At 55.6% G+C, this 15,452-nt stretch carries 15 protein-coding genes; 10 read left to right on the forward strand and 5 right to left on the reverse strand.

What is annotated here, in order from left to right:
- Nucleotides 1-161: 161 nt before the first annotated feature.
- The 7 genes from GOW16_RS07505 (at nucleotide 162) to GOW16_RS07535 (ending at nucleotide 8,392) form a co-directional block, all read left to right on the forward strand.
- Nucleotides 162-1,307 (forward strand): M24 family metallopeptidase, encoded by a 1,146-nt coding sequence (locus GOW16_RS07505; RefSeq protein ID WP_170412626.1) that lies wholly within the window; start codon nucleotides 162-164, stop codon nucleotides 1,305-1,307.
- Nucleotides 1,304-2,011: a maleate cis-trans isomerase family protein gene (locus tag GOW16_RS07510; RefSeq protein WP_170412629.1), complete on the forward strand. Its 708-nt coding sequence runs from the start codon at nucleotides 1,304-1,306 to the stop codon at nucleotides 2,009-2,011. Before GOW16_RS07505 ends, GOW16_RS07510 begins: the two co-directional genes overlap by 4 nt.
- 149 nt (nucleotides 2,012-2,160) lie before the next feature.
- Nucleotides 2,161-3,252 carry an ABC transporter ATP-binding protein gene (locus GOW16_RS07515; protein WP_170412632.1) on the forward strand — a complete coding sequence of 364 codons (1,092 nt, stop codon included), beginning with the start codon at nucleotides 2,161-2,163 and terminating at the stop codon, nucleotides 3,250-3,252.
- A 111-nt stretch (nucleotides 3,253-3,363) separates the two neighbouring features.
- Nucleotides 3,364-4,455, forward strand: coding sequence for an extracellular solute-binding protein (locus tag GOW16_RS07520; protein WP_170412635.1), 1,092 nt, complete (start codon nucleotides 3,364-3,366; stop codon nucleotides 4,453-4,455).
- A 66-nt stretch (nucleotides 4,456-4,521) separates the two neighbouring features.
- Nucleotides 4,522-5,793 carry an ABC transporter permease gene (locus GOW16_RS07525; RefSeq protein ID WP_170412639.1) on the forward strand — a complete coding sequence of 424 codons (1,272 nt, stop codon included), beginning with the start codon at nucleotides 4,522-4,524 and terminating at the stop codon, nucleotides 5,791-5,793.
- A 5-nt stretch (nucleotides 5,794-5,798) separates the two neighbouring features.
- Nucleotides 5,799-7,010, forward strand: a complete 1,212-nt coding sequence (locus GOW16_RS07530) for an ABC transporter permease (protein WP_170412641.1) — start codon at nucleotides 5,799-5,801, stop codon at nucleotides 7,008-7,010.
- Between the two features lie 161 nt (nucleotides 7,011-7,171).
- A complete protein-coding gene (locus GOW16_RS07535; RefSeq protein WP_170412644.1) occupies nucleotides 7,172-8,392 on the forward strand; it encodes an aminopeptidase P family protein in 1,221 nt (406 codons plus the stop codon).
- Between the two features lie 21 nt (nucleotides 8,393-8,413).
- Here GOW16_RS07535 and speB read toward each other — a convergent pair whose 3' ends face one another.
- Nucleotides 8,414-9,388 (reverse strand): agmatinase, encoded by a 975-nt coding sequence (gene speB / locus GOW16_RS07540; protein ID WP_170412647.1) that lies wholly within the window; start codon nucleotides 9,386-9,388, stop codon nucleotides 8,414-8,416.
- A gap of 150 nt (nucleotides 9,389-9,538) precedes the next feature.
- Between speB and GOW16_RS07545 the strand changes: the two genes are divergently transcribed.
- The 3 genes from GOW16_RS07545 to GOW16_RS07555 all read left to right on the forward strand — a co-directional run bounded on the left by GOW16_RS07545 (nucleotide 9,539) and on the right by GOW16_RS07555 (nucleotide 11,932).
- Nucleotides 9,539-10,381 (forward strand): glycosyltransferase family 25 protein, encoded by an 843-nt coding sequence (locus tag GOW16_RS07545; RefSeq protein ID WP_170412650.1) that lies wholly within the window; start codon nucleotides 9,539-9,541, stop codon nucleotides 10,379-10,381.
- Between the two features lie 127 nt (nucleotides 10,382-10,508).
- Nucleotides 10,509-10,877, forward strand: coding sequence for a group I truncated hemoglobin (locus GOW16_RS07550; RefSeq protein WP_170412653.1), 369 nt, complete (start codon nucleotides 10,509-10,511; stop codon nucleotides 10,875-10,877).
- Nucleotides 10,874-11,932 carry an adenylate/guanylate cyclase domain-containing protein gene (locus tag GOW16_RS07555; protein WP_170412656.1) on the forward strand — a complete coding sequence of 353 codons (1,059 nt, stop codon included), beginning with the start codon at nucleotides 10,874-10,876 and terminating at the stop codon, nucleotides 11,930-11,932. Before GOW16_RS07550 ends, GOW16_RS07555 begins: the two co-directional genes overlap by 4 nt.
- A 7-nt stretch (nucleotides 11,933-11,939) precedes the next feature.
- On the opposite strand, the gene GOW16_RS07560 is transcribed toward GOW16_RS07555, so the two are convergent.
- From GOW16_RS07560 to metA, 4 genes are all read right to left on the reverse strand, one after another.
- Nucleotides 11,940-12,554 (reverse strand): TetR/AcrR family transcriptional regulator, encoded by a 615-nt coding sequence (locus tag GOW16_RS07560; protein ID WP_170412659.1) that lies wholly within the window; start codon nucleotides 12,552-12,554, stop codon nucleotides 11,940-11,942.
- Between the two features lie 105 nt (nucleotides 12,555-12,659).
- On the reverse strand, nucleotides 12,660-13,529 hold the full coding sequence (ppk2, locus tag GOW16_RS07565) for a polyphosphate kinase 2 (RefSeq protein WP_170412663.1): 870 nt from the start codon (nucleotides 13,527-13,529) through the stop codon (nucleotides 12,660-12,662).
- A 49-nt stretch (nucleotides 13,530-13,578) separates the two neighbouring features.
- Nucleotides 13,579-14,532: an alpha/beta fold hydrolase gene (locus tag GOW16_RS07570; RefSeq protein ID WP_254429712.1), complete on the reverse strand. Its 954-nt coding sequence runs from the start codon at nucleotides 14,530-14,532 to the stop codon at nucleotides 13,579-13,581.
- Nucleotides 14,522-15,439 carry a homoserine O-acetyltransferase MetA gene (gene metA / locus GOW16_RS07575; protein WP_170412668.1) on the reverse strand — a complete coding sequence of 306 codons (918 nt, stop codon included), beginning with the start codon at nucleotides 15,437-15,439 and terminating at the stop codon, nucleotides 14,522-14,524. The genes GOW16_RS07570 and metA overlap by 11 nt, the downstream gene beginning before the upstream one ends.
- Nucleotides 15,440-15,452: the final 13 nt, after the last annotated feature.

Consider the following 15,452-nt stretch of genomic DNA (forward strand, 5'->3'; position numbering starts at 1 on the left):
GAACTTGACGAATGCGATCACGTCAATGGGCATCATAAGAAAGACACCAAATTGAGAATCTCACCATACTCCCGTTGCGGTGGCCAAAGGCTGATGGACGGTACCCCCATGAGAATTGGCATGGACGTGCAGGTTCTGCGCGTTTTTCCTGAGGTCGCAGGGTGAGGGGGTTCGAGGTATCAGAGTTCGCTGCGCGTACCGAACGCGCGCAACGCAGGATGCAAGCCTCGGGCCTGTCCGCGCTGCTGCTGACCACGGAACCGGAAGTCCGTTACTTCACCGGATACCTGACACGGTTTTGGGAAAGCCCGACGCGCCCCTGGTTTCTGATCGTTCCCGCCAGTGGCAAGCCGATTGCGGTGATACCTTCGATCGGTGCTGCGCTTATGGCGGAGACGTGGGTTGAAGATATCCGAACCTGGACTGCCCCTGATTTGACTGACGATGGGGTCAGTCTTTTGGCTGACGTGCTTTGCGAGGTTACGCCCCGCGACGCGAAGATCGGATTGCCCGACGGACATGAAACACATGTCAGAATGCCGTTGTCAGATCTTCACCGTTTGCAACAGACTATCGGTCCACGGGATCTTTGCGGCGACGACGGATTAATCCGCTCTCTGCGGATGGTGAAATCGTCAGCGGAAATAGCAAAGATCGAGACGGCATGCGCGATCGCCGGCCGTGCGTTTCAGCGGGTTCCTGAAATTGCCGGAGAGGGCGTAGCGCTGGATGCCGTGTTTCGCCGGTTTCAGATGCTGTGCCTGGACGAGGGTGCTGATTGGGTTCCCTACCTCGCGGGCGGAGCGGAGCAGGGCGGGTATACCGACGTGATTTCCCCGGCATCTGATACGCTGCTGCAACAAGGCGATGTCCTGATGCTGGACACCGGTCTGGTTTGGGATGGGTATTTCAGCGACTATGACCGCAACTGGGCCATAGGTTCTGCGAGCGCTCAGGTTAAGTCGGCCTACAGTGCGTTGATTGAGGCGTCGGATGCTGCGTTCGAGATTGCGCGCCCCGGCGCCACGGCGGCGGACCTGTTTGAGGCAATGAACTCTGTGCTGTCGCGCCACGATGCCGATACGGGGGCAGGGCGATTGGGGCATGGTTTAGGTATGTCACTGACAGAATGGCCTTCCCTCATTCCAACTGACCACACCGTTTTGGAACCCGGTATGGTCCTGACGCTTGAGCCGGGTATTTCGGTGGGTGGAAAGATCCTTGTCCATGAAGAGAACATCGTAGTAACCGAAGGAGAACCCCGATTTCTGAGCCCCCGTTCTGACAGGGAGTTGCCCGAGATATGACGCGTCTATCCTATACCGTTGATGCGGATGATCCCGCCACATCGCCGATGGGGCTTATCGTCTTGCAGACAGATGAAACGCTTGAGCCGGAGTTCAACGCGTATTTTTCAGATCGTAGCTGTCCAATTTACGTCTCCAGAATTCCCAGCGGCAAAGAGGTGACGACCGATACGTTGGCGGAAATGAAAACAGCCCTTCCAGCCGCTGCTGATCTTTTGCCCAAGACCCGACCATATCGTGTGGTCGGGTACGGCTGCACCTCTGCCAGCTCGGTCATCGGGTCGGAACAGGTTGAGAAAATGGTTCAACAGACGTGCGAGACGGCGATAGTCACGAACCCATTGCGCGCAGCGTCTGCCTGTGCCCACGAACTTGGCGTGGCAAAACTCGCGCTTTTGTCGCCATATATCGAAGAAGTGAACGATCCCTTACGCACTGCTTTTGCGCAAAACGGTATTTCGATGGATGTTTTTGGCACTTTCGGGGAGGCCGAAGAAGCCAAGGTCGCTCGGATTTCCCAAGAGTCTCTGATCGACGCAGCAGTTAAACTTGGCCAGGACGATTCGGTTGAAGCGATCTTTCTAAGCTGCACGAATCTAAGAACTTTTAACGTTATTCCGATTGTGCAGGAACGGTTAAGAAAACCTGTACTATCCAGCAATCAAAGCCTCGCGTGGCACATGCGCAGGTTGAATTGTGCCTGAAAACTCTGCTGCTTATTTTTTAATCGTTACCCGTGCGTCACATTTTGGTTGCGTGCTGCACCCTGCATGTCCTTAAATGGCGCAGACAGGTCTTTGAGATCCGGATGAACCGGGCATGCAAGGACCGTACAGGGGAGACTAATCGGTAAATGTCTAATGACGCAGCGTTCGTCGAGTTTCAGCATGTCCAAAAATCCTATGATGGCGAGATCCTTGTTGTAAAAGACCTCAACCTTTCCATGCCGAAGGGTGAGTTTCTTACAATGCTTGGGCCCTCGGGGTCCGGCAAGACAACTTGCCTGATGATGCTGGCAGGGTTTGAAACAGCCACTCATGGCGAGATTATGTTGGACGGACGGCCGATCAACAATATCCCACCGCACAAGCGCGGCATCGGCATGGTTTTCCAGAACTACGCTTTGTTCCCGCATATGACGGTGGCTGAAAACCTGTCCTTCCCTCTGGAAGTACGAAAAATCGGCAAGGACGAAAGAGAAGAAAAAGTCCGCCGTGCGCTCGACATGGTTCAAATGGGAGCCTTCGGAAGCCGTCGACCCGCACAATTGTCGGGTGGTCAGCAACAGCGGATCGCTCTGGCCCGCGCGCTGGTGTTCGAGCCTGAGTTGGTTCTGATGGACGAACCGCTGGGCGCGCTGGACAAACAACTGCGCGAGCATATGCAGTTTGAAATCACGCGTCTGGCGCATGAGTTGGGGATCACGACCGTCTACGTGACGCATGACCAGACCGAAGCTCTGACAATGTCTGATCGCGTCGCTGTATTCGATGACGGGCGTATTCAGCAACTTGCGCCACCGGATCTTCTATACGAAGAGCCGGAAAACAGCTTTGTTGCTCAGTTTATAGGTGAAAACAATACCCTGGAAGGTGTTGTTAAATCTATCAACGGTGACGAATGCGTAGTTGCACTGGATGATGGATCTGAAATTGACGCGAAGCCGGTCAACGTCCACGCGGCTGGTGATCGGACCAAAGTGTCGATCCGACCTGAGCGTGTGGAATTCAATAAAGACCGACTGCACGCCGATGCGCATACACTAAAGGCAACGGTGAAAGAGTTCATCTATATGGGTGACGTATTCCGTTTCCGTCTTTCGGTGGCAGGAAATGATGACTTCATCATCAAGACCCGAAATGCCCCGGATGCTATCAAGCTGTCACCAGGCCAGGAGGTCGAAATCGGCTGGCTTGCGCGCGACTGCAGGGCTTTGGACGCCTGATCAGGAAATACCCCGCTCATGTCGCCAAGGTGCGCGGGGAAAGGCATGGGTGGGTTACCCCGTGGCCCAGCCGCAAAGATCAAAATCAACGGGAATAACAGGGAGTTAACGATGAAAGTTACTAAAACCACTCTTATGGCGGGTGCGATTGTGGCTGTTGCCGGCGCTGCGTCAGCTGAAGAGATGACGATCGTCTCTTGGGGCGGAGCCTATTCCAAGTCGCAGCTAAAAGCTTATCATGAGCCTTATTCGGAAAAGACCGGCGTCACGATCCTGAACGACGACAGCTCGGCCGAGGCGGTTGCGAAGCTGCGTGCGATGAACGAAGCGGGCAACGTCACCTGGGACGTAGTTGATGTTGTGGCTGCCGACGCCATTCGCCTGTGTGACGAAGGCCTGGCGCTGGAAATCGACTTTGACACTCAGCTTGCACCTGCGCCGGACGGTACATCTGCATCTGACGATTTCGGGGACCTGCTGGTCAGCGACTGCTTTATCCCGCAGATCGTTTATTCGACCACATTCGGCTATCGCACGGATCTGGTAGGCGACAATCCTCCGAGCGACATCTGCGCGGTGTTTGATCTTGAGACCTATCCCGGCAAGCGCTCGTTGGAAAAACGCCCCATCAACAACATGGAATGGGCACTACTGTGTGACGGCGTTGCCAAGGACGACGTCTATGATGTTCTGGCGACCCCAGAAGGGCAGGATCAGGCGCTGGCCAAGTTGGGTACGATCAAGGATAACGTTGTCTGGTGGTCTGCGGGTGCTGACACGCCGCAGCTGCTGGCCGATGGCGAAGTTATCATGGGCTCGACCTATAACGGCCGTTTGTTCAGCGTGATCGAAGAGCAGAAACAGCCGGTCGCAATGCTGTGGGACGCGCAAGTGTTCGATCTGGATGGCTGGATTATCCCCGCCGGTCTGAGCGAGGAGCGCCAGAAGCGTGCGCTGGACTACATCATGTTCGCAACCGACACGCAGCGTCTGGCGGATCAGGCCAAGTACATCTCGTACGGCCCGGCCCGTGCATCCTCTGCTCCACTGGTTGGTCAGCACGCCGATCTGGGTATCGACATGGCCCCTCACATGCCGACCGATCCGGAAAACGCAAAGAACACATTCCTGTACAACTACGAGTTCTGGGCTGACTACCGCGACGATATCGACGCGAAATTCCAGGCATGGCTGGCACAATAAGCCGGTTTTGAAAAACACGGTCGGGGCTGCCATTGGCCCCGGCTTATCTAAGACCAAGGGACGCAGATGACTGACGCAACTCAATCCGGTCCGATGCTAGCTGCCGACGGCACGCCGCTGAAGAAATCCCTGGCGCGATCATTGCGCCGCCGAAAACTCCGGGCTTTGGCACTGATTGCGCCGTTGCTGTTGTTCGTTCTGCTGTCCTTTGTGGTACCGATTGTGTCGATGCTGTTCCGTTCGGTCGAGAATGGTATCGTGGCCCAGACGCTCCCCCTGACGGTGGTTGAGCTGCAGAATTGGGACGCAGAAAGCGGAGAGCTTCCGGACGAGGCGCTGTACGCTGCCTTCACAAAGGATATGATCGCTGCAATTGAGGCGAAAGAACATACCAAACTCGGGACACGTCTGAACTATGAACAGACGGGTATGTCCTCGATGTTCCGGAAATCCGGGCGCAAGATCAAGCGGTTGGATCCCGAAGCTGATGCGCCGTTCAAGGAAAAGCTTATCGAAATACACGACGGCTGGGGTGACGTAGACACTTGGCGCGTGATCAAGACGCATGCGGTGCCGATCACCAACGGCTACTTCCTGAATGCAGTTGATATGCGTCGGACTCCGGAAGGTGCGCAGGCGCAACCGGAAGATAAGCGCATTCTCATCAAGCTGTTCGGCCGGACCTTGTTCATGTCGCTGATCATTACCGGCTCCTGTATTCTGCTGGCATACCCGATTTCATACTTGCTCGCTAACCTTCCGATGCGCGTTTCGAACATGCTGATGATTTTGGTGCTGCTTCCGTTCTGGACATCGCTGCTGGTGCGCACGTCAGCGTGGAAAGTGATGTTGCAACAGCAGGGGGTGATCAACGAAACGCTGGTCTGGCTGGGGCTTGTTGCCGATGACGCGCGACTGGTGATCATCAACAACCAGTTTGGCACGATCATCGCGATGACGCATATCCTGCTGCCGTTCATGATCCTGCCGATGTATTCGGTCATGCAAACGATCCCGCCGTATTACACCCGTGCGGCCAAATCCATGGGTGCAACCAACTGGACGACCTTCTGGCGGATTTACTTCCCGCAATCGATACCGGGTATCGGAGCGGGCTCGATCCTCGTGTTCATTCTTGCCATCGGCTACTACATCACGCCCGAGATCGTAGGCGGCACCAAAGGTGTCTTCATCTCGAACCGGATTGCCTACCACATCTCGTCCTCGTTGAACTGGGGACTGGCTGCGGCGCTGGGGACGATCCTGCTGGCGGTCGTTCTTCTACTCTACTGGTGCTACGACAAGATCGTGGGCATTGATAACGTCAAGCTGGGATAAGAATTATGGCTGCACTTACACCAATATCCCGCAAACCCTTGTCCGTGGTTCTGCCAGCTGTCGCAATTGCCGGAGGTTTCCTTGGCATGTTCGTCGGGGCCGGGCAGGGCAATGTCCTGCTGGGCATCCTGATCGGTGCTGCTTTGATGGCAGGGTTGGCATGGCTGTATATCAACGTGCTCGACAACGAGCGTGTCGCGCGCTGGATGACGATCCTTGGCCTTGCTGCAATCGGTTTTTTCTTCGCAGGCATTACAGGATTGATCGTTGGGCTGCTGGCGGGCTGGTTCTTTGCGTTCTTTATCTTCTGGCTTTACGAAGGACGCTATCGCCAAAAACTACTGCCTTACATGACCGCCGGTCAGGTGTTCTGGCATTACGCGTTCCGGGTCATCTGCGGCGCGATCTTCGTGTTCCTGATCACACCGATCCTTGTGGTTCTGCCCCTGTCGTTTAACGCGCAGGACTTCTTTACCTTCACGCCCGAGATGCTGCGTCTGGACCCCGAGGGGTATTCGCTGAAGCATTACCGCGATTTCTTTACTAACAATGAATGGCAGAGAAGCTTCAAGAACTCGCTGATTATCGCACCTATTGCGACCTTCATCTCGGTTACATTGGGGACTTTGGCGGCGATCGGGCTGAGCCAATCGCATGTACCGGGACGTCGGGCGATCATGGGGATTCTGATTTCGCCAATGATCGTGCCGTTGATCATCTCGGCGACGGGGATGTTCTTTTTCTACAGCGACATCGGCCGCTTTCTAGAAGGCACGCTGGGCATGAACAAGAACTTCGTCGGCTATGTGAAAGTTGTTCTGGCCCACGCGGTTCTGGGAATTCCCTTCGTCATCATCACTGTGACCGCTACTCTGGTCGGCTTCGATCAATCGTTGACGCGGGCCGCTGCGAATATGGGTGCGGGTCCGGTGCGGACGTTCTTCAAAATCCAGATGCCGCTGATCCTGCCAGGTGTGATTTCGGGTGGCTTGTTCGCCTTCATCACCTCGTTTGACGAAGTTGTCGTGGTTCTGTTCGTTGGATCGGCGAGCCAGAAAACACTGCCTTGGCAGATGTTCACCGGTCTGCGTGAGCAGATCAGCCCGACCATTCTGGCCGTCGCGACCATCCTTGTGGTGATTTCGATCGCATTGCTGACCACGGTCGAATTGCTGCGCCGCCGGTCGGAACGCCTGCGGGGCCTCAGTCCGGCTTGACGCGACTCAAAAGCTGATTTAGCGATTTCACCATGCACCCCGGTCACGATGGCGTCGTGACGCAAGGCGGGGTGCATGGCTCTCGGATCCCGAGGCCGCTCGTCCTGAACGCCGGGACTTGTGGCCGGGCGATGCCAGTCCGGCATTGAGGAGAGTCAAAGATGAATGACCTGAACAATCGCCCCGAGTTCTTCACCAGCCATAATGGTGACAAGGCGCCTTTGCCGTTCAGCCGGGCGGAATACGACCGCCGCCTTGCCAGCCTGCGCGCCACGATGGCCGCACGGGATATCCCGGCGGTTCTGCTGACGTCGATGCATAACATCGCTTACTATTCGGGGTTTCTGTACTGCTCGTTTGGCCGCCCTTACGGGTGCGTGGTGACGCAGGATGCCTGCACGACGGTTTCTGCGAACATCGACGCAGGGCAGCCGTGGCGGCGTTCGGTTGAAGAGAACGTGATCTACACCGACTGGAAGCGGAACAACTACTGGCGTGCAGTGGCCAACCTGATCGGGTCGGCGCGCCGGATTGGCATTGAAGGCGATCATCTGACATTGGCGATGCGCGACACTGCGCTGGACATGCTGGGCGCACCTGAACTGGTGGACATCGCACCTGACACAATGGCTGCGCGCATGGTTAAGTCTGCTGAAGAGATTGAACTGATCAAAGGCGGCGCAAGGACTGCTGATGTTGGTGGTGCGGCAATTCATGCAGCGATCCGGGAAGGCGCGACCGAGATCGAGATCGCTATGGCCGGGCGTGATGCAATGGAAGCCGAGATTGCACGTGCTTATCCCGACGCCGAGTATCGCGACACATGGGTGTGGTTCCAATCGGGTTTGAACACGGACGGTGCTCATAACCCGGTCACCAAGCGCGCGCTGGAAAAGGGGGATATCCTGTCGCTGAACACCTTCCCGATGATTTCAGGTTATTACACCGCGCTGGAACGCACTCTGTTTCTGGGCGAGCCGGACGCGGACAGCCTGCGCATCTGGAAGGCCAACGTCGCCGCGCATGAACTGGGTCTGAGCCTGATCAAACCCGGTGCGACCTGTTCCGGCATCTGTGAGGAAATCAACCGTTTCTTTGCCGACGAAGGGCTGCTGCAGTACCGTTCATTCGGCTACGGTCACTCGTTCGGTATTCTCAGCCACTACTACGGTCGCGAAGCCGGGCTGGAGTTGCGTGAAGACATCGACACGGTTCTGGAGCCGGGCATGGTTGTTTCCATCGAACCAATGCTATGGATTCCCGAAGGTCAAAAAGGCGCTGGCGGGTACCGGGAACACGACATTCTCGTGGTCGAAGAAACCGGTGCCGAGAACATCACCGGCTTCCCCTATGGCCCCGAACACAACACGATCAGCGTGTAATTGATCCGGCGGGAGGGGCGATCAGCCCTTCCTGCCACGCTCGTGAAAGATGAACCCGATAAAGTTCAGCAGAACCTGAGCGGCCAGTATCTGCGTGCTTTCGGTCGGGTCGTAGTTTGGTGCGACTTCGACAAGGTCTATTCCAACGACATCGCCGCGTTTCGAAAGCCCCTGTAGGATTTCCAACACATCGTAGTACAGGAAACCACCGTGGCTGGGTGTTCCGGTGCCCGCTGCGATGGACGGGCAGAAAGCGTCGATATCGATCGTAACGTAATACCGTGCGCCATCCGGAATACGGTTCAACACACCTTCGGTCCCAAGCTTGCGCACTTGTCGCACAGACAGAATATCTGATCCTCGGGCGCGTGCATCTTCGTACCCTTCCTTGGCGGTCGAGGACACGTTCCGGATGCCCAGCTGCGTCATGCCTGATACATATGGTTTTTCAATTGCGCGCCGCATGGGGTTGCCATGGCCCGCGGTCACGCCGTGGCGTTCGTCCACAAAATCCAAATGCGCGTCAATTTGAACAACGTGGATTGGCCCGTTTTTCTCGCAATCGCTTTCGAAAGCGTTGATGCACGGGATGTTGACCGAATGATCACCACCAATAGTGACGGGCAGGGCACCTGCGTTCAGCATCTTTTCCACACCGAACTGGATATTGGCATGGCTTTCGTCCGTTTTGGTATGGATGATATCCGCATCACCAATATCGACCATACGCACTGAGCCATCCAGGTAGGTGGCATCGTCCTCGTGATCATACGCGCCTGCGTGCCCAAAGCTGAAAAGGGTCGACGCCTCTCGCACCGCCCTTGGGCCGAAACGCGCGCCCGAACGCCATTGCGTGCCGAAATCAAAAGGGGCGCCCATAATCGCTACATCAGCTTCGATTTGGTCCCAATCGTCAACATACGGAGCCTTGCCAAAGGTCGAAATGCCCACAAATGGAAGGTTGAGGCGGCCGCCGGAATATCCGTGTGACGTCATTGCAAGAATCCCGTTTTTTGTTTTACCCACGCAGCTTAGTCAGGACGTCTGGCTCTGGATAGGCATAAAGGGATGCATGTTGCGCAAGCGCAGGCTTGATTGTCGGCCTCACCGTTGTGTAACTGGCGCAATCACTTGAAAGGAAACGCCGTGGGACGTCATGAACTGCCACCAGAAACGGGTGCCTTTTTCATCAATCTGGATCGGGTTCCTGGGCGCTGTGCCTTCATGGAAATGCAGTTCGATCATGCAGGCTTGGTGGGCGCCACCCGGTTCAGCGCGACAGATGCCCAAGTGGCCGGTGTGCTGGACGTCAACGGTTACGTTCCCGGATCGGGCAGTCGCTGGGGTTTGACACAAAGCGAAATCGCCTGTTTCGAAAGCCATCTCGCAGTTTGGCGGACGGCCGTAGATCAAAACCTGAAAGCAGTGGCCATTTTCGAAGATGACGTTGAAATGTCCACCCATGCAGGATCTGTGATTTCAGCACTGTTGGCGGACCCAGATGCCTATGACATGGTCAAGCTAGACTTTTCCCCCAAATCCCTTCGTTTTGGACCAGAAACGCGGATCGCGGGTGTAACCGTCCGGCCTATGCTGGAAATGGCCCCGAGCGCCGCCGCCTATGTGCTGTCCCAACGGGCCTGCCAAAAACTATTGAACTTGTCCGAGAAGTACTCGGATCACCTCGACGATTTTGTTTCCCTCCCTCGGCCGGACTGGCGGATGTATCAGTGTTTTCCGGCTGTTGGAGTGCAGATGATCTGGTCGAAACAGCAGGATCATACATTCGAAGAGGTAAAGGTCAGCGAGCGTTCGCAAGACCAAAAGACCAACAGTGGCCTAGATAAGGGCCCGTTTTGGTTTCGCCTTAGGCGAGAGCTTATGGCGGCACGGCGCAAGCTGTATTGGCGTAATGGCGGCCAGACAAGGCTACTGAAACATGGTGGTTACGTTGGGTTTATTCCAGTCACCGACGATCTGAGTGTTTGAATGCACGCAGCAACAAAGCCACCTAAATGGTCACCTCGCAGACCATCCGCGTCATAAGCGTTAACAAAACTGTCAATATGATATAACCTCGTGACGTCAGTGGTGTTTAACGTTTGGGTTTTGTGTCGTGGGGCAGACAATTTATGAAAGATACGGTGGTTTCAAAACGATCTCGCGGATCGTGATGACCTTTTACGAGATGGCGTTGGAATCCGACCAGATCGGTGGCCATTTCGAGGACATAGACATGCCCCGTTTGATTGATCATCAAACGAAGTTCGTTTCGTCTCTGGTTGGTGGTCCTGCGTCCTTTAGCGATGACCGGATCGAGGCGGTGCATCGTCATCTGAAAATCTCTCACGCCGATTTTGACGAGATGGCCGCGCTTTTCAGCGAAGCCCTGTCGACGCATGGAATGGAAGACATACATATTAAGATTGCCCTTGATGCCATTGAATCAAAACGGGCAATCATCGTGGCTCGCGACGCCGCATGAGCATTCTGGCCATAAATGAGCAGCTGCTGCGCGCGATCGGTGTGGGTGTCGCCGTTGTGCGGGCGTCGGATCTGGGTTTCGTGTTTCACAACGGTCCATTTGCCGAATGGTTCGGGGCGCCAGCCGAAGGGCAGACTCTGTTGGATTATTTCCCCGATCTTGATCCAAAAGAGCTTGAAGACGTCAAACAATCCGGCCTTCGCTATTCGGCCGAATTGCAGGTCAAACCCAAACGCAGGACGCTGATATTCGCGGTCGCGGTGTCCCTGGCCAATGGTCTGTCCGAACAGGTGCTGGTGGTCGAATTTCAGAACATCACCCGTATTCGTGAGCTTGAGAGCATGATCGACAGCTATTCGACCATGGTCGAGCGGAACACGCGCGAGTTGGAACGTGAGAAAGAGCGGGTGGAACGGTTGCTGCTGAACCTTATGCCACGCGCTGTGTACGAGGAATTCAAAACTTTTGGTGTCGTCACCCCGCAGCTCTACGATCAGGTCTCGGTCGTAATGCTGGACTTTGTGGGCTTTACCGATTTTGCGGCCAAGACTGACCCCACAGTTACGCTCAGTGAGTTGAATGACATTTTCACGGCCTTCGACCGGATTGTTGAGCAATATGGATGCGAGCGGATCAAGACCATCGGGGACGCCTATCTGGCGGTTTCGGGTATGCCGGACGCAACGCCGGATCACGCGACGGCCGTGGCCCATTGCGCGGTCCGGTTCCTGCGTTACCTCGAGCGGCGCAACGAAAGCCATCCCCACAAGTGGCAGGCCAGGATCGGTCTGGGCATGGGCCCAGCGGTGGGCTCAGTCGTGGGCATTCAGAAATACGTCTACGACGTGTTTGGTCCGGCCGTGAACATTGCTTCACGCCTGCAAGTCTTTGCAAATCCAATGAATATCGTCGCCCCCGAAGAGATGAAATACGCCCTGATCGACGAGTTTCAGGTCTCGGATATTGGTCCGGTGGATATCAAAGGCATGGGCCAGATGGATCTGATCAACGTCACATCAGGCCTTAGCGCACCGGCGCCACGGCCGATGTTTTAGACGGCGTTCAATCGTCTTGAGGAACCAAACCTAACCCCCGCAAATAGATCCCGATACCACTTTCCAGTAGATCCTCTGGTGGAAACGGAGAGCTGGCACCGGTATTACGAGCGTAGAGTTCAACGACGCCATGGCTCATGGCCCAGATATGAGCACTGAACATTGACGCGGGCGGGCGTTTTTCAGGTGGGATATGCTGGGAAAGGTCCGCAGCGGCTTTTTCCAGAACGTTCTTGGCCCGGTTCGCGGCCAGCGCCAATTCCGGCGTTCGGTTCACGGATATCCCGCTTTCGAACATGGCGATGTAGTGCCCGGGATGCTTGCGGGCAAAAGCCAGGTACGCCCGACCGGTTGCCTCAAACGCTGCAAGCGCTGAGGGTTGTCCTGTGTCGTAGGCGTATTGCATCAGGTCCGCGAACATATCGAAACCCTGCCGGGCGGCCTCGGCGATCAGGTCCTCACGCCCCTGAAAGTGCCGGTACACCGCTGCAGGTGTCACCCCGGCGGTCTTTGCGGCCTCGGACAGTGTAAAGCCAGTCGGCCCTTTTTCTTCGATCAGCGAAAGAGCGGCCTCAATCAGGGCTTGTTTGAGATTGCCGTGGTGATACCCGCGTTTCGCCATGCCTGTTTCACGAGCCTTTTTTTGTTTAAGTCTTATATAACCAAGACATAATCCACGTATACCGGATCGTCCAACCGATGGCAGCAATGGAACGCGAAAATGTCATCACGCGTCCAAAACTTCGGGTCCGCCACAGATCATAGGATCGATCTTGCCAATGGCTTTCTTGTCCTTCTCGTCATAGTCCAGCGCATGCAGAACGGTTCGGATGGCTGCTATACGAGCGCGTTTTTTGTCGTCCGAGCGAATTATGGTCCAAGGACAGATGTCTGTATGACTACGGGTCAGAGTTTCTGCGATCGACTGCGTGTACTCGTCCCATTTGCTGAGTCCTGCAATATCGATTGGGCTGAGTTTCCATTGCTTTAGCGGGTCTGTTTCACGTGCCAGAAAGCGGTTCAGTTGTTCAGCGCGCCCAACGTTGAGCCAGAATTTGAACAGTTTGATCCCGTCATTCACCAGTCCGGTTTCTAGGGGCAAAACCTGCCTGAAAAACCGCTCACGTTCTTCGGGTTCGCAAAAGCCAAAGACGTTTTCGACGACACCGCGATTGTACCAACTACGGTCGAAGAACACGATTTCACCCGCTGAAGGCAGGTGTTGAATGTAGCGTTGAAAATACCATTGGCTGCGTTCGGTATCTGACGGTTTGCTCAGAGCCACGTTGCGGGCGCCACGGGGATTAAGGTTTTCGCGAAAGCGCTTGATTGTACCGCCTTTTCCTGCGGCGTCGCGGCCTTCGAAAATGATCGCAATGCGATCACCCGTTTCCCTGACCCAGGATTGCATTTTGACCAGTTCGATCTGCAGCAACTCCATTTCTTTGCCGTAATCCTTACGCTTCATTCGCTCTTCGTAAGGATAGGTCGGGTTCAGGATGTCGTCTTTCTTGGCGTTTTCAATGGCAGATCGCACCTCATTTGGTGCGTCCTTGCGGAAGTATTTTTCAATGGAACCTTTGTCCGAACGGGCCATTAGTTACCTCGCCATAAAACCCATATCCTACTATGGATTAGCTGGCGGATTAACGCAAACCCGCGCGCTCTGCGGCACGGTCGATTGCTGATGCAACCTCGGGGGCAGCCACAACCTGTGGCATGTGGCCAATACCCGGAAGCTCGACCAGTTCGGCGTCAGGGATTTGATCGACCAGTTGTTCTGCATGCCAGGCAAATTTGACAGTGGTGTCAGCCGTTCCGTGAACGACTTCCGTTGGCACTGAAATCTCGCCATAGCGCGGCTGCAACGCTCGGACTTCGTCCAGCAGATTGGCGCGCTGCTTGGCATTTGCATGCATCGAGGCGCGCCGCATCGTCAGGCCCGGGCCGAAGTGCTGCGAATATCCTTCGGGTGCGGTCTGAGGGGCAAAGACTTTGTCCAACGCCTTTTCCACGTACCATTCGGGGACAAACGCGGTGATAAGGGGGAGGGCCAGTGTATTGCCAGCCTCGGTCGACGCCAGCTGGTTAAAGCCATCCAATGGCGTCTCCCACGGGATTGCGGCCGGTGCAATCAGAACTAGGGCCGAAATGTTTTCGGGCCGGGTGACGGCCCAAGCCAGCGATACGGACCCGCCATAGCTTTGCCCCGCAACAATGGGCTTTTCAGCTCCCAATTGCGCTGCGGCCTTTTGCAAGATTAACGCTTGCTCCTCAATAGTTTCCCCGTTTGAGTTGAAGCTGTCGCTATAACCCAAGCCGGGGCGGTCGAACACGATCACACGGAAGTTTTTAGCCAGGATCGGCGCAAGGGCAAAAGTCATGTCGCGGGTATTGCCGCTGGACCCATGGATCAGAACCACATCGGGGCCTTCGCCCATGACCACCGCATGTACAGCGACGCCGTCGACCATGACAATCTCGCCCTCGGGGGGGAAATCAGCCTCGGCCGCAGCCTCGTTCTGTGCTGCGCGCCAGGCGGTCAGCAGGGTTAGGCCCACCAAGACAAGGCCAAGGGATATCAGAATTTTAACGGCCAATGTCTTCCATGTTGAACGGTGTGGACTGGTAAATTTCGTTAATCCAGTTGCCGTAAAGCAAATGCGCATGGCTGCGCCACCGGTTTTGTGGGGGTTGCGACGGATCATCATCTGGATAGTAATTCATCGGCACATTGATGGGTGTCCCGTTCGAGACATCGCGGTCATATTCCTGCTTCAACGTATCGCTGTCATATTCGAAATGGTTGAAGATATAGATCGCGCGGTGCGCGCGGTCTTCGACCAGACAGGGGCCAACCTCGTCGCTGCCCAGCAATGTGATCAGGCCAGGCGCGTCGTTGATCTCGACCTGCTTCATTTCCGTCCAGCGGCTGACAGGGATCACGCAATCATCTGAAAAACCGCGTAAAAACGGGGAAGCAGGGGCCAGGTTCTGATGTCGGTAACAACCAAAGGCCTTGGCATCCAGCATGTGCTTTCGAACACTGTGGAAATGGTTGATCATCGCCATCCCGCCCCAGCAAACGCCAAAGGTTGAGTGGACATTGGTCTGCGTCCATTCAAAGACCTCGGTCATTTCGTCCCAATAGGTGACGTCATCGAACTCAAGATGCTCAATCGGCGCGCCGGTGATGATCAGGCCATCAAACTTCTGATCCTTCACCTCTTGGAAAGGATGATAAAACTCGGCCATGTGGTCGGCGGCAGTGTTCTTCGTGCGGTGCTCAGTCATGCGGATCAACGACAGGTCGATCTGTAGCGGAGTCGCACCGATCAGACGCGCGAATTGGTTCTCGGTCTGAATCTTCTTGGGCATCAGATTCAGCAAACCGATCCGCAAAGGGCGAATATCCTGACGCATTGCCTGATCCGCAGCCATGACCATGACGCCCTCTTTGGTGAGAACGTCGTAAGCGGGCAGGTCGGAAGGGATCTTGATCGGCATCAGGTGCAAGCCT

Source organism: Ruegeria atlantica, assembly GCF_013033965.1.
Classification (GTDB): Bacteria; Pseudomonadota; Alphaproteobacteria; order Rhodobacterales; family Rhodobacteraceae; genus Ruegeria; species Ruegeria atlantica_D.

Excerpts from the sequence above, each read along its gene's own strand:
- GOW16_RS07510 (WP_170412629.1), top strand. The coding sequence starts at position 1,304 with ATGACGCGTCTATCCTATACCGTTGATGCGGATGATCCCGCCACATCG.
- GOW16_RS07515 (WP_170412632.1), top strand. The coding sequence starts at position 2,161 with ATGTCTAATGACGCAGCGTTCGTCGAGTTTCAGCATGTCCAAAAATCC.
- GOW16_RS07520 (WP_170412635.1), top strand. The coding sequence starts at position 3,364 with ATGAAAGTTACTAAAACCACTCTTATGGCGGGTGCGATTGTGGCTGTT.
- GOW16_RS07525 (WP_170412639.1), top strand. The coding sequence starts at position 4,522 with ATGACTGACGCAACTCAATCCGGTCCGATGCTAGCTGCCGACGGCACG.
- GOW16_RS07530 (WP_170412641.1), top strand. The coding sequence starts at position 5,799 with ATGGCTGCACTTACACCAATATCCCGCAAACCCTTGTCCGTGGTTCTG.
- GOW16_RS07535 (WP_170412644.1), top strand. The coding sequence starts at position 7,172 with ATGAATGACCTGAACAATCGCCCCGAGTTCTTCACCAGCCATAATGGT.
- speB (WP_170412647.1), bottom strand. The coding sequence starts at position 9,388 with ATGACGTCACACGGATATTCCGGCGGCCGCCTCAACCTTCCATTTGTG.
- GOW16_RS07555 (WP_170412656.1), top strand. The coding sequence starts at position 10,874 with ATGAGCATTCTGGCCATAAATGAGCAGCTGCTGCGCGCGATCGGTGTG.
- GOW16_RS07560 (WP_170412659.1), bottom strand. The coding sequence starts at position 12,554 with ATGGCGAAACGCGGGTATCACCACGGCAATCTCAAACAAGCCCTGATT.
- ppk2 (WP_170412663.1), bottom strand. The coding sequence starts at position 13,529 with ATGGCCCGTTCGGACAAAGGTTCCATTGAAAAATACTTCCGCAAGGAC.
- metA (WP_170412668.1), bottom strand. The coding sequence starts at position 15,439 with ATGCCGATCAAGATCCCTTCCGACCTGCCCGCTTACGACGTTCTCACC.